At 36.6% G+C, this 26,874-nt stretch carries 22 protein-coding genes; 7 read left to right on the forward strand and 15 right to left on the reverse strand.

Annotated elements, in window-relative coordinates; translation table 11 throughout:
• Positions 1-82 precede the first annotated feature (82 nt).
• The 6 genes from hisS (at position 83) to HUW48_RS13280 (ending at position 8,290) form a co-directional block, all read left to right on the forward strand.
• Complete coding sequence (gene hisS / locus HUW48_RS13255) at positions 83-1,549, forward strand: histidine--tRNA ligase (protein WP_182416127.1); 1,467 nt, start codon at positions 83-85, stop codon at positions 1,547-1,549.
• Between the two features lie 2 nt (positions 1,550-1,551).
• The gene (locus tag HUW48_RS13260; protein WP_182416128.1) at positions 1,552-2,703 is read left to right on the forward strand and encodes an aromatic amino acid lyase; all 1,152 of its coding nucleotides are present in this window, start codon (positions 1,552-1,554) and stop codon (positions 2,701-2,703) included.
• The gene (locus HUW48_RS13265) at positions 2,681-4,642 is read left to right on the forward strand and encodes a T9SS type B sorting domain-containing protein (protein WP_182416129.1); all 1,962 of its coding nucleotides are present in this window, start codon (positions 2,681-2,683) and stop codon (positions 4,640-4,642) included. The genes HUW48_RS13260 and HUW48_RS13265 overlap by 23 nt, the downstream gene beginning before the upstream one ends.
• A gap of 151 nt (positions 4,643-4,793) precedes the next feature.
• On the forward strand, positions 4,794-6,812 hold the full coding sequence (locus tag HUW48_RS13270) for a PAS domain-containing protein (protein WP_182416130.1): 2,019 nt from the start codon (positions 4,794-4,796) through the stop codon (positions 6,810-6,812).
• Positions 6,813-6,924: 112 nt separating this feature from the next.
• Positions 6,925-7,260, forward strand: a complete 336-nt coding sequence (locus tag HUW48_RS13275) for a YbaB/EbfC family nucleoid-associated protein (protein ID WP_182416131.1) — start codon at positions 6,925-6,927, stop codon at positions 7,258-7,260.
• Complete coding sequence (locus HUW48_RS13280) at positions 7,250-8,290, forward strand: glycosyltransferase family 2 protein (protein ID WP_246343859.1); 1,041 nt, start codon at positions 7,250-7,252, stop codon at positions 8,288-8,290. Before HUW48_RS13275 ends, HUW48_RS13280 begins: the two co-directional genes overlap by 11 nt.
• Before the next feature lie 36 nt (positions 8,291-8,326).
• On the opposite strand, the gene HUW48_RS13285 is transcribed toward HUW48_RS13280, so the two are convergent.
• Entirely contained in the window at positions 8,327-8,545 is a 219-nt protein-coding gene (locus HUW48_RS13285) for a PspC domain-containing protein (protein WP_106926151.1), read from the reverse strand.
• 462 nt (positions 8,546-9,007) lie between these two features.
• Between HUW48_RS13285 and HUW48_RS13290 the strand changes: the two genes are divergently transcribed.
• Positions 9,008-9,991, forward strand: a complete 984-nt coding sequence (locus HUW48_RS13290; RefSeq protein WP_182416132.1) for a pyruvate dehydrogenase complex E1 component subunit beta — start codon at positions 9,008-9,010, stop codon at positions 9,989-9,991.
• Between the two features lie 69 nt (positions 9,992-10,060).
• Here the strand turns inward: HUW48_RS13290 and HUW48_RS13295 are convergent, their stop codons facing one another.
• From HUW48_RS13295 to HUW48_RS13360, 14 genes are all read right to left on the reverse strand, one after another.
• Positions 10,061-11,443, reverse strand: a complete 1,383-nt coding sequence (locus HUW48_RS13295) for an undecaprenyl-phosphate glucose phosphotransferase (protein WP_182416133.1) — start codon at positions 11,441-11,443, stop codon at positions 10,061-10,063.
• Between the two features lie 69 nt (positions 11,444-11,512).
• The gene (locus HUW48_RS13300) at positions 11,513-12,655 is read right to left on the reverse strand and encodes a glycosyltransferase (protein WP_246343861.1); all 1,143 of its coding nucleotides are present in this window, start codon (positions 12,653-12,655) and stop codon (positions 11,513-11,515) included.
• A 182-nt stretch (positions 12,656-12,837) separates the two neighbouring features.
• Entirely contained in the window at positions 12,838-13,644 is an 807-nt protein-coding gene (locus HUW48_RS13305) for an FkbM family methyltransferase (RefSeq protein ID WP_182416134.1), read from the reverse strand.
• Complete coding sequence (locus HUW48_RS13310) at positions 13,637-14,890, reverse strand: O-antigen ligase family protein (RefSeq protein ID WP_182416135.1); 1,254 nt, start codon at positions 14,888-14,890, stop codon at positions 13,637-13,639. Before HUW48_RS13310 ends, HUW48_RS13305 begins: the two co-directional genes overlap by 8 nt.
• A 6-nt stretch (positions 14,891-14,896) precedes the next feature.
• On the reverse strand, positions 14,897-16,015 hold the full coding sequence (locus HUW48_RS13315) for a glycosyltransferase family 4 protein (protein WP_220464031.1): 1,119 nt from the start codon (positions 16,013-16,015) through the stop codon (positions 14,897-14,899).
• Complete coding sequence (locus tag HUW48_RS13320) at positions 16,002-17,282, reverse strand: O-antigen ligase family protein (protein ID WP_182416136.1); 1,281 nt, start codon at positions 17,280-17,282, stop codon at positions 16,002-16,004. Before HUW48_RS13320 ends, HUW48_RS13315 begins: the two co-directional genes overlap by 14 nt.
• Before the next feature lie 47 nt (positions 17,283-17,329).
• Positions 17,330-18,460, reverse strand: a complete 1,131-nt coding sequence (locus tag HUW48_RS13325) for a glycosyltransferase family 4 protein (protein WP_182416137.1) — start codon at positions 18,458-18,460, stop codon at positions 17,330-17,332.
• A gap of 32 nt (positions 18,461-18,492) precedes the next feature.
• A complete protein-coding gene (locus HUW48_RS13330; protein ID WP_182416138.1) occupies positions 18,493-19,437 on the reverse strand; it encodes a glycosyltransferase family 2 protein in 945 nt (314 codons plus the stop codon).
• Between the two features lie 23 nt (positions 19,438-19,460).
• On the reverse strand, positions 19,461-20,714 hold the full coding sequence (locus HUW48_RS13335) for a polysaccharide biosynthesis protein (RefSeq protein ID WP_182416139.1): 1,254 nt from the start codon (positions 20,712-20,714) through the stop codon (positions 19,461-19,463).
• A 181-nt stretch (positions 20,715-20,895) separates the two neighbouring features.
• Entirely contained in the window at positions 20,896-21,990 is a 1,095-nt protein-coding gene (locus tag HUW48_RS13340; protein ID WP_182416140.1) for an N-acetylneuraminate synthase family protein, read from the reverse strand.
• Between the two features lie 6 nt (positions 21,991-21,996).
• A complete protein-coding gene (locus HUW48_RS13345) occupies positions 21,997-22,638 on the reverse strand; it encodes an HAD family hydrolase (RefSeq protein WP_182416141.1) in 642 nt (213 codons plus the stop codon).
• 1 nt (position 22,639) lies between these two features.
• The gene (locus HUW48_RS13350) at positions 22,640-24,448 is read right to left on the reverse strand and encodes a thiamine pyrophosphate-binding protein (protein WP_182416142.1); all 1,809 of its coding nucleotides are present in this window, start codon (positions 24,446-24,448) and stop codon (positions 22,640-22,642) included.
• Between the two features lie 19 nt (positions 24,449-24,467).
• A complete protein-coding gene (locus tag HUW48_RS13355; RefSeq protein WP_182416143.1) occupies positions 24,468-25,625 on the reverse strand; it encodes an FkbM family methyltransferase in 1,158 nt (385 codons plus the stop codon).
• Between the two features lie 27 nt (positions 25,626-25,652).
• Positions 25,653-26,870, reverse strand: coding sequence for a class I SAM-dependent methyltransferase (locus HUW48_RS13360; RefSeq protein ID WP_182416144.1), 1,218 nt, complete (start codon positions 26,868-26,870; stop codon positions 25,653-25,655).
• Positions 26,871-26,874: the final 4 nt, after the last annotated feature.

A 26,874-nucleotide genomic window follows, 5' to 3' on the forward strand; every position in this document is an offset into this window, starting at 1 on the left:
TAATTAATCCGCGAAATCAATTTAATCCGCGTAAATCCGCGATCCAAAATTATTACCTTCGCGCCAGAATACAGAAGCAACCATGAGTAAAGAAAAACCGAGCCTTCCGAAAGGAACCCGGGATTTTAATCCGGAAGTAGTAGGCAAGCGCAACTATATATTTAATACCATTAAGCAAACATTTCAGAAGTTTGGCTTCCAACCCTTAGAAACGCCGGCCATGGAAAATTTATCGGTACTTACCGGTAAATACGGCGAAGAGGGCGACCAATTAATGTTTAAAATATTAAACAACGGACTCCACGAAAAGAAAGAGCCGGAAAAAGAAAAGTTACAAGAGAATTGGAACAAAATATTACAACAGCCTTTTTCTACTTCAGCCATTACCGAACGGGCTTTACGCTACGACTTAACAGTTCCTTTTGCCCGCTTTGTGGTAATGAACCGCAACGAAATTACTTTCCCGTTTAAACGTTACCAGATTCAACCAGTATGGCGAGCCGACCGCCCACAAAAAGGCCGTTATCGTGAATTCTACCAATGCGATGCCGATGTGGTAGGCACTAAATCCCTACTCTGCGAAGCTGAAATTGTGCTGATGCTTGATGAAGTGCTGACAAGCTTAGGCATTGAAGATTTTACTATTAAAATCAATCACCGTAAAGTTTTAGGTGTATTATACGAATTTTTGTTTCTACAAGGAGCAAAAGGTACTGATATAGATTTATTTGTTGCAATAGATAAAATAGATAAAATAGGTTTAGATGGAGTTCGCAAAGAACTTATAGATAAAGGTTATACTTCTGAAATGGTTAATAAGCTATTTGAGATTTTATCTCTAAATGGTTCATTTGAAAAAATTAACGAATTAGAGGATAAAGTAAAAGTAGCTTTAGGCGAAATTAGGGATGATGTAGAGGGTAATAGTAAAAATCAGAATAATACTATAACCAAAATAATGCGTACACCTGTAGGATTTGTTGAACTTAGAGAGTTAAGAGAATATTTAAATAATTTAGGTTTTAAAAATTTTAATCGACTTGCACTTGACATTACTCTTGCCCGAGGTCTCTCCTACTATACCGGTTGCATTTTCGAGGTAAAAGTAAATAATGTAAAAATGGGCAGCATTTCCGGCGGTGGTCGTTACGATAATTTAACGGGCATGTTTGGTTTACCGAATGTTTCGGGAGTAGGCATTTCCTTTGGGGTAGACCGGATCTACGACGTAATGGAAGAATTAAATCTTTTTCCTGAATCGGCTCAAACCAGCACCCAAGTACTAATTACTAATTTTGATGCTTCTGCTGAAGTATACGCTTTACCTATTTTACAACAACTCCGGGCAGCAAATATTGCTACGGAGCTTTACCCCGACCAGGTTAAATTAGCGAAGCAAATGACTTACGCCGACCAGAAAAAGATTCCGTACGTGCTGTTAATTGGTTCTGAAGAAATTGCCTCCGGATTACTTAAACTAAAAAATATGCGTACCGGCGAACAGGAAAGCTTACGTATAGAAGAGATTTTGAAGAAATTGGCGGTTTAATAATGGAAAATATATTCTGGCTCCATCCCGATAATCCGCTAACAGTAAAAACAATTCAGAATATTCTTGCTCAACAGGTAAGCATCAATTATTCAGCTGAATCTGCCAGTTCATTCAATTTAAATAAAGGTAATTTAGAAGCGGAGAGTTTACAATCCACAGACCTAACTAATTTTGCTATTGGCCTGGGCTCAGAAGTACCGGTTGAAATAACGCGGGTGCTGCTGTTACTCCTGGCAGATTTTTTTACTAAAAATCCGCTTGCTGCCAGTCCTGAAATTATTTCCCGGATACTGGAGTTTTACCAATTTGAAATTTTTCCCCAAGTATTTAGTCAGGGACTTCCCGCCTCTCCTACGGCGCATTTGCTAATGCCGGTATTTGGAAAGGGTAAAGTGTATTTTCAAAATTATTTACTAAATGCAGCCGATGTGCACGATATTTTTAGCTGGCCACTTCTCTCCTGGCCAGAAAAATTGCCCAACGCGCTACTTACTACTTCCTTTTTAGGTTTGGGTAGTTTGGTATACAATTTTATTCAGTTCAAAAAAATATCCACTTTTTCCCAAATTATTCTTTCTGAGTCGGATTATCTGGCACCTTCCAACAATCTTTTCCTGGATCAAATGGAGCAATTACAGATTCAGTTAAACGAAGCTTTAGCTTTTCCGACAACCCAGGAAAAACACGTGAACGGTTTAACGTACCAACTGGAAAAACTACTGGCTAAATTTGGCGAACACATGAGAGAAAGCCTCTCCGAGATAGTTGATAAAAGCGCTACTTTTTACTTTTTTAGGGAAAGTTTACCTTTAAAAGCGGAGTACTTGCTTTCATTATTACAGAACCTAAGTGAGGAAAATTTAATTTTGTACGAGGGGGGATTGGATATAAATTCTGGACCTTCTACTAATTTCACGCATCATCTTTGGTTGCAACCTTACCAGATTTTGAAAAATCTGGAGCAAATAATGGCTCTAGCCACCATCCTGCAATTAGCACCTTCAGTTAATCAACAAATTAATCTAAATTTAACCGGGAACAGAAAGGCAGCATACCGAAACCAGGTAATTGACGTTTTAAAGGAAGCTGTTTTTGCCGAACTTATCCGGAAAACGATTTCGTTTATGTATGCTACTACGCCAACTAATTGATACACCATTCAAATTTTTCTGTTTATTTCTGCTTTATTGCTTATCTGGTTCTAAATTAATAGCCCAACCTAATTGTCCCGAAAAATTTAAGGCGTACAATGTCCAGGGTGTAGAAGTAAATACTTTTTGCATAGGCGAGACTATCCGTTTTAAATCCTGCGCCGTTAACGCTCAACCCGATAAAGAATATTACGATACCGATAAAAGCAACGGTTTGGCCTTTCCGGATACAATTAAAAGTGTGGTCTATTCCGTACCGGGCACTTATACGATTACCCAATTAATTAATACGGGGCTACCTGGCAATAACCAATTTGAGCGTACTTTCACGGTACTAGACACTCCCCCACCCACCTTAATTGGTTTTGCCTGCGCTTTTAATAAAGTAAGTTTTAGAATTACCGACACGCATTATGATTATTACCGCGTTAACTTTGGCGATGGTACCGAGCGGCGGGTATTACCCGGGAAAGACACTACTTACCAATTTCAATCGGCTGCAAATTTTACTCTCCGGATTAAAGGTTTTTATCGAAAGGCACTCTGCGTAACGGAAAATACGATTTCCATTACTCCTTTAAATGAAATAGTAACACCGCAATTACAAAGTCTAAAAATTAACAACTACTCCGCCAAACAAGGTAAACTGGAGATTAATGCGCTTAATTTACAATCGGATTACAGGTATATTTTGCAGCGAGCCGCGCTAAACTCCTCGGATTTCCGGGAAGTTAAACGAGTAAAACCACAGGCCGGCGGCCAGTACACCATTGCCTTGGATCAAACCGATACCCGCACCTTTTACCAGTATCGCCTCCAAATTACCGATAGTTGTGGTACCTTTATTAATGTTTTTTCCAATACTTTAATTACCCAGTCCCTCGCACTTAGCCCTCAGAATAAAACTGTTCGCTTAAACTGGCAGCCTTACCCGGTAATGGCTGATGTAAGTAATTACCAAATTTACCGCGATGCGAAACTACTACACACCTTACCGGCTTCGGCTACCTTGTTTGAGGATAAAGCAGTAACCTGTGGACAGCAATACTGCTATCAGTTAGAAGTAGTATTAAAGAACAATCAATCCTCGTTTTCAAATGATACCTGCCAAAGGGTAACCGCTACTATACCACCCAAAGCCGGATTTCTGATTGCTTCTTACAACCTTCAAAATCAGGTAGAGTTGCGTTTACAGCCAGCCCTCCAAGAAATGCTTCAGTCAGCAAACTGGCAAAAACAAATTAACAACGGTTCTACTATCAACCTAGGCAGTACAGAAGAAAGTACTTTGCTGGATACCGCACCGTTTAACGAAAATGAACCGGCTTGTTACCAGGCAACCTATACCGATCCTTGCGGACTTACTTCCTTTGTGAGTAACCAGACCTGCCCGGTTATATTAAAAGGTATGTTTCTTTCCGCGGAGAACCGGGTAAATTTAAATTGGTCAGCTTTCGTGGGCTTTAGCACGGCACCACACTATACCGTAGAAGTATCCGACGATGCTACGGGCCAACTACTTGGCTCTTATGAGGTAGGAACAAATAGAACTTTTACCGATACAAAGTTAAATACATCCAGTCAACTGTTGGCTTACCGCATTAAAGTAATGGCTGCTAATACTCCGGAAGTAAGCTATTCAAATAAAATTCGGGTAACCCAAGCTTTTTCAGCCACTATTCCAACGGCATTTTCTCCTAACAATGATGGTTTAAATGATGTATTTGTAATAAAAGGCCGGTTTATTCAATCGGTCCAGCTAAAAATTTATAACCGTTGGGGACAGGTTATTTTTGAAAGTAAAAACCCCGGCGAAGGATGGAACGGCAAAATAAACAACCAGGATGCGCCCGTAGGAACTTATATTTTTTCCTTCACTGCCCAGGATCTCGACGGTCATACCATTCAACGAAAAGGCTCTGTTACATTAATTAAGTAAGCGCCTTTTACTACTAATCCTTATTAATTTACCCGCCAACGGGCGCTTTATTTTTTGTTCTTATAAAAATAGTAGTATTTTTAATTAGTTTTTAGCGCTCTATAGAAGAAGTATCTTCTTAAATTTTTATTTATACTTATTTGTTGTGGCCATGGCTAAAAGAATTGCACTGGTTTACTTGGTTCTGGGCATATGTTGGATGGCTTTTAGCAGTTTGGCTCTGCAAAAACTATTTGATATTTTTCAGCTTTCAGAACAACAGGTTTTCTGGATGGAAAGTTGGAAAGGATATGCTTATGTTACCATTACAGCCATGGTACTGTACGGATTCCTGCACCGCTTATTTACTAAACGTCAAAACATCGATAAGCAGTTTCGTCGTTTGTTCGACGAAAATCCTAATCCGATGTGGGTTTTTGATGTGGAAACGCTGCGTTTGGTAGCAGTAAACCAGTCCATGGTAGAGGAATATGGCTACAGTCGCGAAGAACTTTTGGGAATGACAATCAAAGATATTCGCCCGAAAGAAAGCATTGATGCGCTGGAAAAAAGGTTACTAGAAGAAATTCCTACGTATTCAAAAAGCGGGATTTGGTGCCATCAACGCAAAAACGGCGAATTGTTTTACGTTCGTATTTACTCCAACACCACCGAATACAATGGCCGCAAATGCAGGTTGATAATGGCATTCGATATTTCTCCTATTATTCACGCCGAACAAGAAAACCGCATTTTAACCAACCGGTTAGCAAAAAAGGAACGCTACCTGCGTTCCCTTATTGAGTCGCAAACCACCTTCTTAATTCGTATTGATACCCAAGGTCATTATACTTTTGCTAACCAGGCTTATTGTCAAAAATTAGAATATCGTCCTGATACTATTATTGGCCAATTGTTTACCCACGATTCTCAACCGGAAGACCATATCCGGTTTGAAGAAGTAATAAATAAATGTTTGCAACAACCCGGGCAAGTGGTACCACTCATGATTCAAAAACCGGATGCGAAAGGTGACAGTTTAATTCTGGAATGGGAATTTGTAGCGATTAAAACGTTCAATACTAAAATTACCGAATTACAAGGAATGGGGCGGGATGTTACCGAAGAAATTAAATCCGTCGAAAAAATAAAAGAGTATACCCAGCGAATAAATGATATTTTAGAAAGTATTACCGATGGTTTTTACGCCATTGATAAGAATTGGAATTTCACCTATGTCAATAAAGAATTTGAAAAACTTCTGCATTGCAACCGGAAAGATATTATGGGCACCTCCCTGTGGGATCAGTTTCCCGAAGCAACCTCGCTCAAGTTTTATAATGAGTACAACCGCGCAATAAACGAACAAGTAAAAGTTCAGTTTGAAGAATATTATCCCCGGTTTAAAGCCTGGTTTGGCGTATCGGCCTATCCCGCCACCGAGGGTTTAACAGTTTATTTACAGGATATAACCCAAGAAAAACTAGCGCAGGAGAAAGATTTCGAAGATACCCAAAACTTAAATGCTTTAATTAACAATCCGCACGCCTTAATTTGGTCGGTAAACCGAAACTATCAACTCATAACGGCCAACCAACCTTTTATTAATCAATTAACGCGATGGACCGGTCGGGCATTACAAAAAGGGGAAAGCGTGCTTTATCCGGAATTAAATCCGGAAACCAGAAATAAGTGGATAAACTTATACGAAAGGGCATTTAAAGGCGAAATTTACACGATAGAAGATCAGTTAATAACGGCGGATAAGGAGGTGAATTATGTTGACGTAAGTTTTAACCCGATAAGGGATCGGGATGGCAATATTACCGGAACCGGCTGTTTTTCGCGGGATATTACCGAAAATAAACGCCACCAGTTAAAAATTCAGAAGCAAAATGAAAAGCTAAGAGAAATTGCCTGGATTCAATCGCACGAAGTGCGGGTGCCCGTGGCAAACATTCTGGGTCTTATTAATGCCTTTAATTACAAGAATTTATTAGACCCGTTTAACCTGGAAGTCCTGGCCAACCTGAACATTGTAACGCACGATCTGGATTCCATTATCCGGAAAATTGTAAATAAAACCAATGAAGTAGAAGAAAACGCGAATGCTACACCTAATAATAAGTTAATGTTAGGTGACCGGATCAGTACCCGCCTGATTACCGGCAATAATAATTCTCCTCATTGAGTTTATAACTATCTTAAAACTATTTCGCACCTGTTTAAGAGTAGGTATTATTTTCTTAAATCCTTACCTTTGCTGCGCAAAAATTAATATAAATAACTTAACTGCTACTGCTATGTTCGATATGTTTTCTATGATGGGTAAAATTAAAGAGGTACAGGCTAAGATGAAAGAGGCGCAGGATAACCTTCAGTTTATAACGGTAACGGCCGAATCTGGAGCAGGCATGGTTAAAGCTAAAGCGAACGGTTTGCGCAAATTAATTTCCCTTGAAATTGACGCCTCTCTATTAAATCAGGACGATAAAGAAATGTTGAGCGATTTAGTTGTAGCAGCAGTTAATAAAGCATTAGACGAAGCAAGTGATAAAGCCCGCGACGAAATGAAGCGTAACACCGAAGGCCTTTTACCTAATATTCCCGGCTTAGATTTAAGTAGCCTTGGTTTATAAGCCTGCTCCAACTATTGCCATTGTAATATTAAACTGGAATGGGCAAAAGTTTTTAGCTCAGTTTTTACCTTCCGTTATAGCTCATTCTGCTGGTCATTTTATTTATGTAGTAGATAATCATTCTACGGATACCTCTATTCTCTTTTTACAGGAAAATTATCCTGCCATTAACATAATTCAACACCATCAAAATTTAGGTTTTTGTAAAGGCTACAATGTAGCCTTGCCACAAATAAAAGCTGACTATTATGTTCTGTTGAACTCCGATATAGAAGTAACGCCTGGCTGGTTAGACCCAATTATTGCATTAATGGAAAGCGATGCTACCATTGCCGCTTGTCAGCCAAAAATAAAATCGTACCAGCATCGTAACTATTTTGAGTATGCAGGTGCCGGGGGCGGCCTTTTAGACCGATTGGGCTATCCTTTTTGTCGGGGACGTTTATTTGATTCTCTGGAAAAGGACGACGGACAGTATAACGATATTTTTCCTGTATTTTGGGCTACGGGCGCTTGTATGTTTGTACGGGCAGCTGCGTACCAGCAAAGCGGTGGTTTAGAACCAGCTTTTTTTGCCCACATGGAAGAAATTGACTTGTGCTGGCGATTACAAAAGTCAGGTTACCAAATACTGTATTGTGGCCAAAGTGAGGTTTACCACGTAGGCGGCGGCACTTTACCTGCTTCCAACCCGCGTAAAACATACTTAAATTTCCGGAATGGTTTAGCTTTACTTTATAAAAATTTACCGGCGCAAAATTTCTATTTTACTTTATTTAACCGCCTACTTTTAGATTGGATTGCCAGCTTAAAGTTTTTAATTTCTGGTCAACCAGCCGACGGCTGGGCGGTGATTAAGGCCCACTATGCCGTTTGGCAAAACAGATCTTACTGGCAACTGAAGCGAAAAGAACAATTAACGCAGAAACCTTCCCATTTAACTGGTTGGTTTAAAGGCAGTATTGTTTGGGAATATTTTATTCGCCGGAAAAAAACATACCGCGAACTAGATTTAAATCAGTTTAACTGATTCGGCCTAATGTCTAGTGAAGGCAAAATCCCAGAATTAGAAGTCCCAAACAGTACTTTTCTGCCGCCGTAAACACTTCTGAATGTTCAACCAAAAAGCCAGCATTAGGTAAATAAGTACCGGAGAACCAAAAGTTAAAAACGACAAATAAATAAAGGACATTCGAATACTGCTGGTAGCAAAACCCAGTTTTTCGCCCAAAGCGGTACAAACGCCAAATGCCTGCGACTCGATAAAATATTGTAACCGTTTCATTCGTAATGCAAAATTAAACTTAATAATCTAAAGCTGGAATCTTACTTTGTAATTTGTCTTAAGTTCTTAATTCAATTTACTTCAACGTATTACCGATAAGTAATAGTATATGTTTTAAGGATTTAGGTCCAACTTTGATGTATAGTATATGTACTACTTAGCGGTTACAAGGTTGCAGAACTACTCATATGCTTTAGATGCTAATTTGAACGAGAAAATAATAAAAAACTGAACAAAAGCATAATAAGTAAGTAAAAGTGTTCCTTGGGTTCGGCAAGTTTTGGTTTTTCTACGTACTAATTACAAAAATTAAGGCGAGATACTGTAAGTATTTCAGAAAATATGTAGTTTTGATTGTTAAAAGAGCAAGTTTTGGTTTTCCGGGTTTTATTTCATTTTATCTGGATTGGCAAATAACTTAAATGAATTACATCATCTTAGCTAGAATAAATAAAAATATAAATGCGAACAATTCAGTTTAGAGAGGCTTTGCGCGAAGCCATGACCGAAGAAATGCGGCGCGACCCTAGTATCTTTTTAATGGGCGAAGAAGTAGCCGAATACAACGGAGCTTATAAAGTAAGCCAGGGAATGCTGGATGAGTTTGGTCCGGAAAGAATTATAGACACCCCCATTGCCGAACTTGGTTTTGCCGGAATAGGAATTGGGGCGGCTATGAATGGCCTCCGTCCAATTGTCGAATTCATGACTTTTAACTTCTCGCTGGTAGCAATTGACCAGATTATTAACTCAGCGGCCAAAATGATGTCGATGTCGGGTGGTCAGTACCGGGTGCCTATTGTTTTTCGGGGACCTACTGGTAGTGCCGGCATGTTATCTTCGCAGCACTCCCAGAACTTCGAGAATTGGTATGCCAACTGTCCGGGTTTAAAGGTTGTTGTTCCTAGTAATCCGGCCGATGCGAAAGGTTTGCTTAAATCTTCTATCCGCGACGAAGATCCGGTTATTTTTATGGAATCAGAGCAAATGTACGGCGACAAAGGGGAAGTGCCCGAAGAGGAATATATTATTCCGATCGGCGTAGCCGATATTAAACGGCCGGGTAAAGATGTAACATTGGTTTCTTTTGGTAAAATGATGAAAGTAGTTTTAGCGGCTGCCGAAGAACTCCAAAAAGATAACATATCAGCCGAAGTAATTGATTTACGCACCGTTCGACCAATTGATTATAAAACAATAATAGAATCGGTTAAGAAAACCAATCGTTTAGTAGTGATTGAAGAAGCCTGGCCATTAGCCTCTATTTCTTCGGAAATTGCTTTTCACGTGCAGCACAACGCATTTGATTACCTGGATGCTCCTGTAAAACGCGTTACTTGCCGCGACGTGCCTTTGCCTTACGCTCCTACGCTTATTGAGGCTTCGCTGCCCAATATCGAACGTACGGTAAAAGCAGTTAAAGAAGTTCTTTATCGGAAAGCGTAGTAGCAGATTACTGTAAAAACAAAAAGCCGGAATTACTTAATTCCGGCTTTTTGTTTTTATAACTATTTATTAAAAAGCATTTTCTTCGCCTTTAAACATGTTATAAATGGTTAACATAATAATTTTAACATCCAGCAGGAAAGTCCAGTTTTCGATGTAAAATAAGTCAATCTTTATTCTGTTTTTCATTTGATGCGACTCAGATGTTTCTCCCCTATACCCTTTTACCTGGGCTAAACCGGTTACCCCTGGTTTTATTAAATGCCGCGACATATAACGCCCAATTAACCGCCGGTAATTCTCGTTTAATTTAACGGGATGAGGCCGGGGGCCAACCACCGACATATCCCCGATTAACACATTAAAAAATTGCGGCAACTCATCTAAATTCGTTCTTCTTAATAAGCTGCCTAATTTAGTAACTCTATCATCATCTTTCGTGGCCTGTTTCGTATCTGCCTCATCATTAACCCGCATACTCCGGAACTTGTAACACACAAAAGGTTTGTTATCGCGTCCGTTTCTTAATTGTTTAAACAGGATAGGACCTTTAGAATCTAACTTAATAAGCAATCCTACCAAGGGAATCAGCCACGAAAGTATAAATACAATTACTAAAAAAGAGAAAACAATATCAAATATTCTTTTTACCACCATATTAAAAGAATCATCCAACGGAATTGGCCGGAGATTCATAATGGGAAGTAAATCGTAAAAATCTACTTCTAATTTGCGCGACTGAATTAAATTAGCTTCCGGAATAAATTTTAACCGTATTAAATTATCTTCCGCAAAATCTATGATTTGGGCTACCTGATTACTGGTAAGTTCAAAAGCAGAACAATAGATTTCATCTATCTCATTCTGAACCACGTACTCTTCTAATTCTTCTATTCGCCCAAGAAATTTGCTCGAGTTTCTGGAATGATCATCAAAGTACCCAAAGAACCTATAACCCGTATCGGGCCTTGATTCAAAGTATTTTCGCAACTGATTAGAAGCTCTACCAAACCCGGCAATAACAACTTTCTTATAATTGCCTCCTTTGATCCGGTGATATTTTAGCAAATAGGTAAGTCCTACCCGCCAGCAAACCATAAGAATAGTAAGATAAATATAGGAGTAAGTAAGAAACTCCCGGGAGAAAAAGTAAGGCTTGGTAATATTTAAGGAGGCCTCTACCAGTAAGATGTATAAAATAACCTGTTTGATAAGGTTACTTACAATAGAAGTAATACGGGTAACCCGCTTTATATTATAAGAATTTAAAATAGAAGCAGATGTAATCCAGGCAAGATTGCAGTACAGTAATAAGCTTAAGAATTGAGATTCTACAAAATTATCGAATCCTTTAAATCGGCTTACGTACCCGGCCAGCGCTGCTAAGTTTAGTAAAATTAAATCTCCAAAAGAATTTATTATTTTAATGTACTTTTGATTCTGGCCTGCCATTAACGTTAAACACCTGTTTTTTGGGCAAATCTATTAAAAAAAAGCCTTAGTGTTTGAATTGATTTTTAATTAACTCTTAATAAAGCTTTTGCAATTATCCTGGTATTTCGTTTTAACAAAATTCTGGATCGCTTTTATAAAAGTTTCTTCCTCAAACCGGGAGGCATTTTTCCGGATAAAATCAGGGTCGAAATCAAGATACATTACTTCCATTCTTTTAACTGACAGCATAAGTTCTTCCGCTGTTTGCTCTTTAAAGAAAATAGCCGTGCTTTTTTGGATAGTATCTTTTAAAGGGATCATCGTGCTTAACACTCCTCCTGCACCGTACGCTATAACGGGCCTACCCGACGCATTAGCTTCTAAGGGCGTAATACCAAAATCTTCGTGTTGCGGAAAGACTAAAGCCCGGCATTCTGCATAGAGCTTGCTTAACTCTGCACCTGACAATCCACTTTTGAACAGGATGTTATTTTTAGCCTTACTCTTTAGTTCGCTTTCTTTGGTTCCGGTACCTACAATTATTAAAGGTAATCCCAGTTGGTTGAAAACTTCAATGGCCAGGTCTACCCTTTTGTAATATTCTAATCGGGTTACCATTAAATAGTAGTCTCTCGGTTCCGCAGCTACGTAAAATTGTTTACTACTTACCGGAGGGTATATTACTTCTATTTCTTCCTTAACCTTGTATTTATCTTTAATTTTATAACTAGTTTCAACGGTGTTGGCAATAAAGTAATTAGTGCGTTTAGCAGCTTTAAAATCGTAATGTTGAAGAATTGAAATAATAGACTTTAGAATTAATTTTTTAAAGCCTTTGGCCTGTACGTATTCAGCATAAGATTCCGGATACCAAGCGAGCCTAAAAGGTTGGTGACAGTAATTAACAACTATGGCTTTAGGAGAAACTTTAACGTATTTAGCACAATAGGTAGAAGAGAGTAGAACTACATCAAACCCTGTTACATCAACCTGATGCATGGCCATCAGTCCAAATGGGAAAAACAGCTTTTTCATTTTGTTTTCGTCTTTGGCCAGCTTTTGATACCAGGAAGTAATTACCTTGCTTTTTTTAAAATCCGGATATGTACTATCCGGATCATAAGCTAAAGTAAAAATAGGGGCTTGGGGAAAAGCATAATGAAAACATCGTGCTACCTGTTCTGCTCCACCACGACGCATTAAATCGTCGTGCACAATGGCTAATTTCATTAAAACTCTGTTTTATTAATTCAAAAATAAATAACCAAGAACCTGCTCCATTCTTCAAACAAATACATAAAATTATTTCCAAAGATTGATTGGAACGGAATGGATTAAAGGTAATAATAGGACTACTATAGGAATAGATTATGGTAAGAATTAGGAAAATAAAACTTTTATAACTTCATAATCTACCAAGCATGCAGCATTACAGGAGCTCCCGCCCTTTCTTCAATCCCTTTAAACTTAATTTTATAATCAGGATGAATTCCTAGTAAAAATTCTCTGATTTGATGGGCGTGCTCTGCTTTGTGATAAGTAGTTATTGCCACTTTAGGTCTGGATCGCTTAATTGTTTTTGTCGCTCCTTTTAGCATATCCATTTCGTATCCCTCCAAATCTGCTTTTAAATAATTTATTTCAATACCTTTATTAAAAAACAAGTTATCAATTGTTTCAATTTTAATAGGCACATTTCCTGTATCACTAATTGCAGAAGAAATATCGTGGTCGTTCATAAAAGCATTACCGCTTTTATTAGACAAAGCGCAAGCAATTAATTCTACATTTTGGAATTTGGCAAAGGTTAATTTTAGTGATTGATTAAAGGAAGGCAGAGGTTCAATCGCGTAAACTTTTGCGCACCTCTTTGCAACTATTAAACTAAATAATCCTTCGGCGGCGCCACAATCCACTACCACATCATTTTGGGCCACCTGGGTTTCCGGAATTTCATAATAATGCCATTGCTCTTTATCTGTACTTTCGGTAATTACTTGGTATAAAGACTTAATTGGCATATTATCCGGATAATATAAAATGCCAATATTTTTTATATCAACTTTATATTGTCCGTTCTCATGTTGTATTTCTGAAATAAAGGGCTTAGCTTTTAAGTCACTGGTTTTTTCCAAAACTTTAGATAATAGTTCGGCAAAAGAGATATCGTTTTTACTATTTAAAAACCAATGCTTAGCTAAGGCGACTCTCCTATTCATGTAAGGTTATACTTTCTGGATTTTTTTTAAAATTAAAGAATAAAATGGAGTTAAAGAAAGAATAAAAAATAATCCCAACTTGCCTCGACAGGATACTTTCCGTTAAACAGCAAAGAGTAAATAAAATCAGAAAGGATAAATGCAAAAAATCACCTCTTTTAAAAGAAATAATGCCGGGCAACAATAAACTACATAAAAAAATAAGCATTCCTCCAATTCCATTATACAGTGTTTCTTCTATAAACTGATTATGGGAATTCATTTTACTCTCATAAACCCAAAGATTTCTTGTTTTATAACATTCTTGCAGTTTATTCTGAGAATTACCAGATCCTACTCCATACAGCCAATTGTTATCTGTATTTAAGACTTTAAAGGCACAACCCCAGTTAACATATCGGGTATTTATACTTCCAACTACTAAAATATTATACTCATTAAAAGAGAAATCTTTACCTGCCAGCACATTGCTTATATTATATTTTATTGAAGGAGTTTTTTGATAACCTAAAAATCCTCCAACTAGTAGAATTGCCGCCAAAAGGATTGAATACATATAGAAGCGCTTATTTAAAAGCCACACTAAACCAGATAGTACAACAGTTAGGAAAAAAGCAATCAGAGCCATTTTTGCATAAATAATACCAGCAAAAAATAATAGATAAATTATTATTAAAAAACTAGTTATCTTTTTATAAATGTTGTCTTTGAATTTTAACAAAACCAAAAGGGCAATCACTGAAAAAGCGCAAAACAAGCCAAAATAAGGACGATGAATCAATAAAATATCAGCAAGATCATTTAAATCATTTTGAGGCGATAAAAGATTGTTAATACCTATTGAATAAGTGGGGATAGTACTGATTACTAAACTAAGGATAAAACAAAATATAATTCTCTTGATTTGCAGAAGTGTTAAACGAGGGCCAGTAGCTATAATAATTGGTAATAATAATAGAGCTAACTTTTTTATTAAAACTTTCTCCGCAATACTACTTCCGCCCCTGAATAAACTAGTAAGATTAATTAAGTAAGAAAGAATAAAAAAAAATAAAATTAATTTTTCGGATTTAGTTAGTGAAAAGAATCTAGATTTATCATTAAAAAGCAACCAACCTAACATTAATAAAATTATACTGATGCTCACAAACTGAATAGAGAAGTATTCAGTAAAAGGAAGTAAGAGTGCAATTATTACTAGATTAATTTCGTACAGAACTTTATAATTGCGAAATTTTAAAATCATAGATCTTTATTTAGTTAAAATAACTTCTGTCATCTTATCAGCCGTGTTCTGCCAATTGTAATTAGCTGTTAAGTAAAAGCCTTTTGTTCGTAGTTCTTCTTGTATTGATTTATCCTTTAAAATTAAATGAATAGATTGAGCTAATTCCTTCGGATCATAAGGATTAAAATACAGAGAAGCATCTATACATACTTCCGGTAAACTGGAAACGTTTGATACCAAAGTAGGACAACCGCAGGCCATCGCCTCAACTGGCGGTAAACCAAAGCCCTCGTAAAAAGATGGAAAAACAAATAAACTAGCCAGATTATAAATTATGGGTAAGTCTTGGCTTTCAACAAAACCAGTAAAAATAATATCATCCCTTAACTTCAGGCGTTCTATTTCGCTGTCTAAATTTAAATCACTGGTAATAAAGCCCTCTTTTTTACCTACAATTACCAACTTACCCAACTCACCAAAACTTTCAGCTTTTAACAAAGCAAATGCTTTTATTAAAGTTATTAGATTTTTATGGGGTTTTACATTACCAACATACAAAATAAACTTCTCCGGTAGATTATACTTAACCTGAATACTTTGCTTTTCAGATGCATCATAGAGCTTGAAAATTGCTTTATCCACCCCTAGCACAAGAGTGTTTATCATGTTTTCTTTTACATGAAAAAATTTGATAATCTCTGATTTTGAAAAATTTGATACTGTAAAAATTATATCAGATAATTTTAATGCACTAGCTAAAATCCATCTTGCGTATAATCTTTTGATTATATTAAGATTAGCCGCTAAAGCTATATGATTCACATCATGAATAATAACAATTCTTTTTTTGGCTTTAATGGGTAAGATCGGTACATTATAATGCGGCGAAAGAAAGTAATCACATACAGGAATTTTACTAAAATAATCTAATTGTTCTTTTAAAGAATAAATATTTGTAGAGAATTCAATTATTTGAATCGAATCTATCCAACTAAAATGCTGCAGTACGGCACGTTTACCCAATAAAATAATATTAAATTTACTTTTTAGTAAAGGAATTACATTCTGGCATACGGTTCCTATACCTGAAGTATCCATTAATCGAGCATCAATTACCATCAAAAGTTTGTCATTCCTGTTCATGCGTTACATTCTCTTCTATGGCATCCGGCGCTGCTAAAGCCAACCCAATCAAAAACCAGATATATAAAAATTGAAGCTGTATCCCTAACAAACATATTAAACAGAATATCATAATGGCATCTTGTGATATAAGGGAGAAAGGAGCATATCTTTTATAAATTTGCCATAAAAGGTAAATAAATAAAGTAAACCCAATAATCCCATTTTCAATTAATAAAGTTATTAATCCACCTAAACCGGGCAAATCCCAACCTTGCACTGGAGGCATCCCATTTAGATAATTGGGATCATTCCTTACTAATGAGTAATTTCCTAAACCTATCCCTAACAACGGATGCTGCGCCACCATTTTCGGAGCAATCTTAATTGCGGCTGTACGGCCCATAATCAGGGTTTCGTCTTTTTCTCTGTCTAATAATTGTTGTTCAAAGTTTTTAAGAGTTATTACATACCCGCTGGCTATTTTATAAGAGATAAACAAAAAGACAGGCAGAACAAGCAAAAATATGATGTATTTCATCAGCTTAGTATGCCTGAACTTTCGGTAAAATCTAAATGAAAGCCATCCCAGAACAGCAATCATTCCTGCCTTAGATTGGGCTAAAAGTATTATTAATATAAAAACGGATTTCTGTAGATATTCTTTTTTATTTACTAAAGTAGAAAGGCAAAAAAGAAAAGCAAACATTAAACCTAAAGGTCCTCCTTCTACATAATAACCTCTTAACCGTAAGGTATAAGTAGGTAAGTAGGGTGTGGTATCGTAAATAATGGTAGATTCTCTATAAGAGAAAATGTTTAAGTAATAAAATAAAGAAGCAAACAGGAGGAATAAGGCAAAATAGAAATTCAACAATAAAACTGAGTTAATTATTACTTTTAAAGTTACCTGGTTGTCTCTTAAGTAATTTACTGTTTTATAAACAATTACCGTAAATACCAAACAGGAAATTAACTCAAGAAATCTGGATATACTGATAAAATAAGGCTTTCTTAAAATACTTAAACTATCCAGATCAAAGTAAAATGTTTGAAAATTATTTTGAATAACAGTTGTGATTAATAAGAAACAAAAAAAAAGTAAAAGATAAATTACATATTTGTTTAAAGTTTTTATGTTATATAGTAGAAATGGCAAACAAAGAAGGGCTAGTAATTCGTTAATTTTTATGTTATAAAATTTTATCTCTGTTAATTGAAAAGAAATAAAACAGAAGATTGTAAATGCTACTAATGCTAACTCACGTTTATTTAAAATTAATTTCACCCTTTAATTTTTTATGAGTATTAATAATTTACATACATTAAGATAACTTAGCTTCTCTCATTGTTTATATAAGAAAACAACTGTTTCAATACAAATTCTGCTTCATACTGCTTACTACGTTCTAAACCCTTAATCCTATATTCTTCCCGGTTTATAAGCACTTTAGTAATAGCGTTAACCCAATCATTTACTTCCCAGGAACGAACCGTTTCTCCAGCCCCTTCCACCACCTCAATCATAGCTGAATTATGGGGGGCAATTACCGGGCAGCCACAAGCCATGGCTTCTAATTGGGGCATCCCAAAGCCTTCGTTAAGGGAGGTAGAAATAAAGATAGAGGCAAGATTATATAACATAATTAAATCTTCACTAGGAACAAAACCCGAAAATACTACCTTTTCAGAAGGATAGTTTGTACTCTCTACAATACTACTGATTTTTGTCTTGCCCCACCCTTTTGCTCCAACCACGAGTAATTTAACTTCTAAATGTTTAATAGAAGGCATTAGATTTAAAAGAAATTCCAAATTCTTCCGAGGTTCCAGAGTGCCTACAAATAAAATAAAATTAGAATTTACATTGTACTGGTTTAAAAGTGCAGACTTTTCTTGGTCCGAAATAGTTATTGGTTTAAAAAGGGTTTTATTAATGAAAAAACCTGTAAATATATCTTTACTCCTCCTGGTTTTATAATATTTCATTATAGCACTAGTAGTGTAATAAGAATTTGCCCACAATTTATCTGCTTTATTAATAGAATAATCTTGCAGAAGATGGGCGTAAATTCTTCCAATTAATGACATAGTACTTTTGAATTCCTTATTAACTACGTCATGAACAGTTACAAGCGTTTGAATTTTATTACTTAAAAAAGGCGGTAATAAAAATGCGGGCGACCAGTATAAATCGGGTTTAATTTTATTAACAATAAAATTTGCTTTAGTTACTAACCATAAAAAAGAAACATTCTTAAAGAGCAATAAAGGCGCAATAATTACTTTAATATTATCCCGGTAAATTATTTGTTTAGCTATTTCCGGATGAAATTCTTCGTTAGATAAAAGAAAAAACTCCCAATTAATAAAATACCTCGAAAAATCATTGATAGAAGCAACCAAGAAATTGGGAATTCCGGAAGGAGCATTTCTTAATGCTCTGCAATCAATAGCCATTTTCATAAATACTTTTTTAAGTTAAACCAACATATGGTTTAATCTTTCTTTCCTATATTTTTTATAAATGGATACAACAAACCAATGCCTGCTAAATAGAAAATACTTGCCAATAAACCCGGTACGGAGTATAAGTAAAATACTTTAAATAATGAGAAGAAGCTTATTTTTTTCTTAAAAGCATGTAAGGTAAGTCTGGCTAAGGTAATTAACTTCTTTTCTCCGTTATATACATCGAAAAAGACTTTTCTTCTATCCGAAGATTGCTTCATTAAAAAGCTTGTGTTTACCCAGCGATCGAGCCAATCATCATAATTATAACCAGCCCGCCCCACGGACGCGGTTACAATCCGGTTTTTAGCCAGATAAACCAGCTTGTTATCGGTATAAAATTTAAAAGTATAGACTAAATGTGGGTACCAGTTACGAATATTTTGGTAGGCTTCGTCCAGGCTGTCGTAAAATACTTGCGTTCGAAACAAACTGGCAGGTACAAAACTCGCATTATTAACAAAATGGTAACCCTTTGCCATTAATTCTTTAGGAGTAGCGGTAATGCCAGCCAGTTGCCAAGGTTTAGTACCATGCCCTCCCACATGAATTAAATCAACTTTTTCTTCTAACACTACATCAATAACGTCATCACAATTACTAAAATCAAATTCATCATCGTCGCAAATAAGCCAGGTATACAGGCCATTACTTCTTTCGGCTGCTCTTAATATATTTGCATTACCACCAATATTGATTTTATTTCTTTCATAAACCATATTAGGAAAACAGGCTATATGCTGCTGTATTACTGCCGGAGTTTCATCCGTAGAACAATTATCCAGAATGGTAATTTTGCAAAAAGAAAATGGGCTGCCTTGCAATTGGGTTAATGCATGATTTAAATATGGCGCACGATTGTAAGTAAAAAGAACTAATTCTAATTTTTGAGCTAACCTTTTATAATTAGGCAGTAACACGGGTTCTTCCATAGATAAAGTTTCGCTTGGAAAATTTAATTAGGCTGATAACTATGCCAAGCTTTTCTTTTATGCAAGAATGTATAAGTATTCCAGGGTAAGCCAACAACCAGATTTAATAAAAAATACATCATTACTACTGCTTCTACCCCAAAATAACGACCTGCCACATACGTACTTATACCAGTTAAAATTGATCCAACTACAGAATTTAACAGGAATGGTTCTTTCTTATGGGCTCTCAAATAAATAGCTTGGCAAAAAGTAAACTGATTTAAAATATTTATGAAACCCAAAATAACTAATAGATTTATGGGTAGAAACCGGGTGCTAATTGAAATATCAAATCGATGCAAAAGGTAAATAACGGTTATTAAAGTAAAAGAAGCAGCTGTTACAACTACTAACGATTGAAGGGCAGATTTAAAAAAGATTCGATCTAGTTCTTCAAATTCCTTTTTAGCAATTAACACTGAAAAAGTTGGTATTTTAGTATTAACCCATGCCATTGCTACTAAAGACACTCCATTGAAAGCAGCTAAACTCATACCCATTTGACCAGCAACTGCAGCACTTTGAAAAGTGAACAAAATCGGATTAAATAACTGAAAAATTAGATACCCACTTAACCAACTAATAGCAATTTTCCACTGAAAAGGTAATATTTCCTGCTTCCAGTTAATTTTATAATCCGATATTTTAGAAACCCAAATATCTTTTAAAAAGACCCGGTTAGATTTTAAGTTTAACCAAATTAAACCGCACAGAAATGATATAGCCACTCCAATACCTAAAGAATATAGCCGCAGCCCTAATGCCAACGATAAACCAATAAAAATATAATTAGATAAACTCTGGTAAATGCGATATAGTGCAACTTCTTTTACTTTGCCGCAACCTTCCAAAAAAGAAAAAACAGGGGTAATAAATAAGAATAAGGCTGTACTTATACATAATAAAGTCCAAGGGCCTAACCAATTAACTTGTTCAGTGTTTGCCTGGTTAGCCGAAAAGAAAAGCCAACCTAATGGTAACAGCAATACAACTAAACAAACAGAAACTACGCGGTACCAATTTACGGTAAAATGTAACAACGAAGACAAGCGCGATTTTGCTTTAAAATCACCTTCAAAAAGGTTATTATTCCAGGTTAGCCAGGCTGTTTCATAACTAGCATAATGAATAATTACGTACGAAAGTCCTAATTCAAAAAAAACCTGCAATGCCGTAATACTACCGAACGTATAGTAAAATCCTTGTTCCTTGCTACTAAGAAATGAAGATATCAAAATTATAATAAGAACACTTCCGAGAATGCCTACGCTCTTGCCAGCAACCGTGAAAGCAATTGTCTTATTGAATCCAGTTTTCTTTATTAACCTAAGTATCAAAACAATTTAGTAGAATACAATTAAAAATAAATGGAATCTATTGTAACAATAGATTCCATTTCTAAAAATGATAACAGAATTACAATCCTCTTTTATAAATAATGTTTTTCAACGATTCATTACCTGCATACGGCGAATCAATATCATCTATTTTAACAGCTTGATCAACGTGCAAATCGGTAAGTAAGGTCTCTCCCGACATTAACTCCCGGCACGAAAGTTGTCCTTTTTGCAAAGGAATAGCTAAATAAAAATCTTTCTCTACATTTTCATGGGTAATGGTATAGCCCTTTTCAAGAGTGCGTTTAGCATACACTCCTCTGACTAATGCATCTAAATACTTAATTTCTTTTTCCGGTGGATTTCTTTTGGATATACCCGGGGCGCCACACATTTCTTTAGCTTTGTTAAATGCCTTAAACCAGGTGTCAGCCTGATGAGGTAAGGTACAGTAAGGAGAAACAGGTATTCCGTCGCTTTCAATATCAATGTGCCGCTCAAAGGTGCGAGCACCTTTAGCGTAGGCCATCATAATGGTAGAAGTCCAATCAGTATATTCGTGCGTAGAATACCCTATTACTAAATCAGGATAACGGTTCTTTAAAAAATCAATCTGATTTAATTCTAATTCATAATCCTCAGCCGGATAAATAGAAACGCAATGATTAATGGCAATCGGAATATTACGATTTGTAAAAAAAGTAACAAAATCGTCCATATCTTTTAAGGACGAACCACCCGTTGAAACAATAACCGGTTTTTTAGTTTTAGCAATTTTCTCAATCAAAGGCCAGTCGTTTAAATCGGAACTAGCAATTTTTATGATGGGAATGTTTAATTCTACGCATAAGTCTACGGAAGCTTCATCGAAAGGAGTAGACATAGGAATACAACCACTTTTACGAATAGCATCGACTAAAATACCATATTCTTCCCGGGATAATTTGGTGTCTAAAGTTTTTTTAATGTACCGGATATCGGTACGGTTTTTAAAATCTTTATGAATAAAATTATCTACATCCCGAAACTGTAATTTTATAGCGGCTTTAACATTGTTAAACCGAACAATCTTCGCAAAATCATTAATTATTTTCAATCCTCGGTCTACACTTCCCCAATGGTTATTTGCCATTTCCAGGACAAATAGATCTTCGAATATATTTGTATTAATCATGAAAAATTAATTTTTAAATATCAATGTAAGTAATTGTTCCGGGTTTTTTATGCTATAAACCTGGTTTGTATTGGCTTTGCCGTATCCGTATACAGCTGCTACAAAATCTATGTTATTTGATGCGGCAGCTTCTCTATCATCTTCTGAATCGCCGACAAAAATAGTTTTTTTAGCCGGCATTTGATACTTATGCATTAAAAAAGATAAGGTTTCCTTTTTTACCGTAAAGTTAGATTGATAAGAATCCGGAGAAATTATTTCAGTAAAATAATCGGCTAAGTCGAAATGATTTAAAATTTTCAAGCTGGGTGCCTGCCTTTTGTTTGTTACAATAAATAAATTATATTGTTTGTTTTTTAATTGCTCAAGCACCACCCTAACGCCATCATATACTACAGTATTTTTCCAGCAAATAGTATCGTAAGCCATTTTAAATTCTCTAACTAACCCGGCCAGGATAACTTCATTATCCAGTTGCAGCGAGAGAGCAAATATTTTATCAATGGGTGGACCAATCAGATTTTTAATGTCGGGTACCGTTCTTTCCGGCAGAACCTGATGCAGGGCAACTTGGTAAGCCTGCTCTATGCCCGGAAAAGAATCGATTAAAGTACCGTCTAAATCAAAAATAATATTTTGGAATTGCATACTAGAACTTAATAGCCGGAATAAGCAGGTTTTGCATAAGCTCCTCTTTTTCCAGGAAAGGGAACATATCTTCTAAAGGAGCAGAAACCATCCGACCGTCCGGCAATTGTTTAGAACTTAGTTTCGGCTCAAATAATTGTTGCTCATCTAAAATAACGTTAATTAAAGCGGGTCCCTCGGCTGCTAATACCTTTTCCAGGGTATCCTTAAAATTGTTTCCTTCTATCCGGAAAGATGGAATACCATACGCATTTCCGATTTTCTCCATATCCGGAAAACTTACTCCACTTTCTGGACCGCTACCTACTGCTTGTTTAAAAAAGCTGTTTTGTGTTGATTTAATAGACAAGTAACCACCATTATTTAAAATAAAGATTTTGATGGGCAATTGGTAATGAACCACCGTTTGAAGTTCCTGAATATTCATTTGAATGCTACCATCGCCTGCCAAACAAATAATACGCTGCCCTTTATTGGCTACAGCTGCCCCAATTGCTGCCGGAAGATCATAACCCATGGAAGCAGAACCCGAATTACTAAAAAGCCGCTGCCCTTTAACAATATAAGAGGTTTGGAAGGTAACAATACAAGCAGTGGCATCGCCGCATACAATTACATCCTTTCCGTTAAGCTGTCGGTTAAGGGTATATAAAAAGTAATACGGATTTAAATTTTCACTTCCATTAATATGTTTGGCCTGTAAAACAGGATACTTGTCAACTCGTTGTTTACACCAATTAAGCCAGGATTCATACTTCGAGGCATTATAGTCTAATTGATCTAATTGGCGATTCATTTCCTCTAAAAATACCTTGGCATCGTAGTGTAGGGGCAGGTCAACCTTAAAAGTAGGTTTACTTAGCTCGGCCTGGTCCACGTCCACTTGTATTTTGTAGGCACAACGGGCAAAATTATCCCAATTATAACTCACTTGCCTAATGGGCATCCGGCTACCAACTATTAATACGGCATCGGCATTCTGAACCGTAAAATTACCAGGACGATCGCCAATAGTGCCTTGTTTACCACAGTACAGAGGATGGTCGTGCGGAAAAACATCGTGGGACCAGGCAGTTGTCACCGGAATACCTAATTTATCTGCTACCTGTTCTAGCAAATCGGTAGCCCTGGCTAAACGGATGCCGGTACTTACCAACAAGGCTGGCCTTTCTGAATCCTTTATTTTTTGAATAACCTGCTGACAATAATCTGGTAAGTTGGTTAAGTCAAAAGAAATCTGATCTTCTTTCGGATCATACTCGAAAAGGTCTTCCTCGTTAATCATACTTCCCTGTACATCCACAGGTATATCCAACCAGCAAGGACCCGGACGACCAGCCATGGCCAGGTGTAATGCTCTTTGTAAATGATATTTAATAGAGTTAGGCTCGGTAACCAGCACGGCGTACTTGGTTATACCTTGCACCATCCGGATAATATCTACTTCCTGGTCACCTAATTGCCGCAACCCCGGTATGTTATAGCCCGACATTAAGGTTTCCCGTTTTACCTGGCCGGATAAAACCAAAAGTGGAATGGAATCGGTCCAGGCTCCAAAAACCCCATTTAAGGCATTAATACCACCCGGTCCGGAAGTAACGTTTATTACTCCCACGGAATCCTTTACGCGCGCGTAACCTTCGGCAGCTATGGCAGAGGCTTGCTCATGGTGATTACAGATATAATTAATTCTTTTTTCTTTGCCAATAGAATCATTCAAGTGCATCGCACCGCCCCCGGTAACTAAAAAAATATCGGAAACGCCATTATCGGCTAAATACTTAAAAATAAAATCTGATAGTTTAATCATTCTTATTTAATCGTAAAATCTATATAACTCTGCCAACCGGAACGGCATACAGAACGAAATCTAAACCATCGCCTTCGTACGTTCGGCAATAAAATGTATACTCCGGATTAATTTTTTGCAAATATAATAAGATGTTCCACAAACAATCTGGCATATGATAGATACAAACCGCAATCAACGGCTGATAACGTTGTATGATATGCAGGGCTCCTTGCAGGGCATAACGTTCCGCTCCTTCTACGTCTAATTTGATAAAAGTTGGCGGTGAATCCCCAAACTCTTCATCAATTGTAACGCACTGTACCTCCACGGAACCACTATCACTAATAACGGCTCCCCCTCCACCGGTGGCATTAAACCGCAACTTTTCTCTTTTATTACCTACAGCGTAGGGTAAGGTTTTTACTTTTGCTCTTACCGAGGCATCCAAATCTGCAACGTACTGATTTAGACTTGAAAAATTAGTTGGATCTGGCTCTAAAGCCATATATGATGTAAAACCATTTTCATAGACATCCAGGAAACTTTTTAAGGTATCGCCGATAAAGGCACCACCATCTAAAAAGACTTCTTGTTCCGAGTAACGAAATAAGTTCTCCGGAAAGTATTGCGCTTCGCCGGAAGGTAACGGAATAGCTTCTAAATCCAGAAAAAGCCGGGCTTTCAGATGAGCCAGATATTGCGCTTTAGATTCATTATCTGCTAGTAAATTATAGGCCGCTTTTATCGCGTCTTTATGGATCAGGTAATTCTGAGGTAAATCAAAATGGTAATGCGGTAGTAGCTCCTGCGGGTATTTCCAGAACAAGTGGCTGCAATGCATTACATTTTTACAACCTAATAACTCAAATTGCTCTTTTGTTTTTTTATAGAAATGCCCCGGCGACCAGATGCATACCATAAATACAGCATTATCTTTATACTTTTCGGCGGCTTCTGCCGGAGATAGTAAAGGAATACCTTCTAGGGTACTATTCCATTTAGCCGGATTATTATCGGTAAAGGCAATTGGTGCAAGATCGTGTTTTTGCAAAACGCGCAAAATCTTTAAACCTAAGTTTCCGGAACCAATTAATATCAGATTTCTTCCTTTTACTAAATGATCAAAAGGGGCAGCTGCCCTGGCTGCCGCACTTTCTACATCTTCCGCAAAGAGTTTATCAATAATTTCTTCCATTCGAATTCTTATCAAAGTGCCGGCTTTTTACGCTATAAATCTTTTTAATCCCTCTACCTGGTTCTGGAATTTATAAATAGTACTAATATCATTCTGAATTGCTTCTTCATAGATTGTTGAAGTAATTAAAATCACATCATCTTTGCTTATAAAATCGGCCACCTTGGTAGGATGAAGTATAGGACGATTATTTAAATGTCTACCTGCATTTACGGGACTGGAATCAATAAAAGCCTTTATATTGGCATTTCTCAAAGCAGTATTTGCTAATAGTTTCATCGTTAATTGGCCAGTACCCCAAACAAAAATTTCTTTTTGCCTGGAGTTCAATTCTTCTATTTTTTCATTTATTCTAGTTAAAATTAAGCTAGATTTCTGAATGTAACTTTGAATTGCCTCTACTGTTGCATAATCTTTAGTAATTTCATTACTGGTATTTTCCGCACTTTTCTGATAAAATCCATAAACGGCGGTATATGGTAATCCGGAAGGAATCAGGAAAGACCGTTTACCATCGGCCAGTTTTGTGAAATTATGAATAGAAAACAGGTTAAAAAAAGACGTTGTAGAAAAATGATTAATATGCTCAGTGTTAATTTCCTGAAAGGGTGCGTGAATAACCTTATAGTAATTACCGGCATCCGGACATTCGGCATAAACAATTCCGCCTTCGTTTAAAATAGCATAAAACCCTTCAATTGCTTGATATAAATCAAACAAATGCTCCAATACATGAGATACTATTATAACATCGAAAGTACCTAAGTGAGCCGGAATATGAAACAAGCTTGCGGCATGTGCCTCTAACCCTGTTAATTTCTTTGTATTTTCTGCGCAAACCGGCGATGGATCAATGCCAACCAAATTGGTGTATCCTAAATCTTTAAATCGTTTGAGTAGCCCGCCATTGGCACAACCAATATCTAATATTCGGGCGTTCTTTGAGGTTAATTTTTTAACAATATCCGCTACGGTATCGTCTAAGCGTTTAGCGTCCAAAGCATTTTCACCGCCGCCAGTTGATGTTTTATTATCCTGGTAGCGCGATAAGTTTGTATAATACTCATCGTAATCTGCTTGAGTAACGGTGGTATCCGCAAAAGTAAAGTAACAGTTATCGCAATAAACCAGATCATACCCCTGACTTAGCGGATGCCCATCAAACAGAATAAAATCCTGATGATAAAGAAAATTTCCGGTTTGCGATTGACATACCGGACAAGGGCGCTTTAATTCTACTGGCATAATT

The sequence above is a fragment of the Adhaeribacter radiodurans genome (assembly GCF_014075995.1).
Classification (GTDB): Bacteria; Bacteroidota; Bacteroidia; order Cytophagales; family Hymenobacteraceae; genus Adhaeribacter; species Adhaeribacter radiodurans.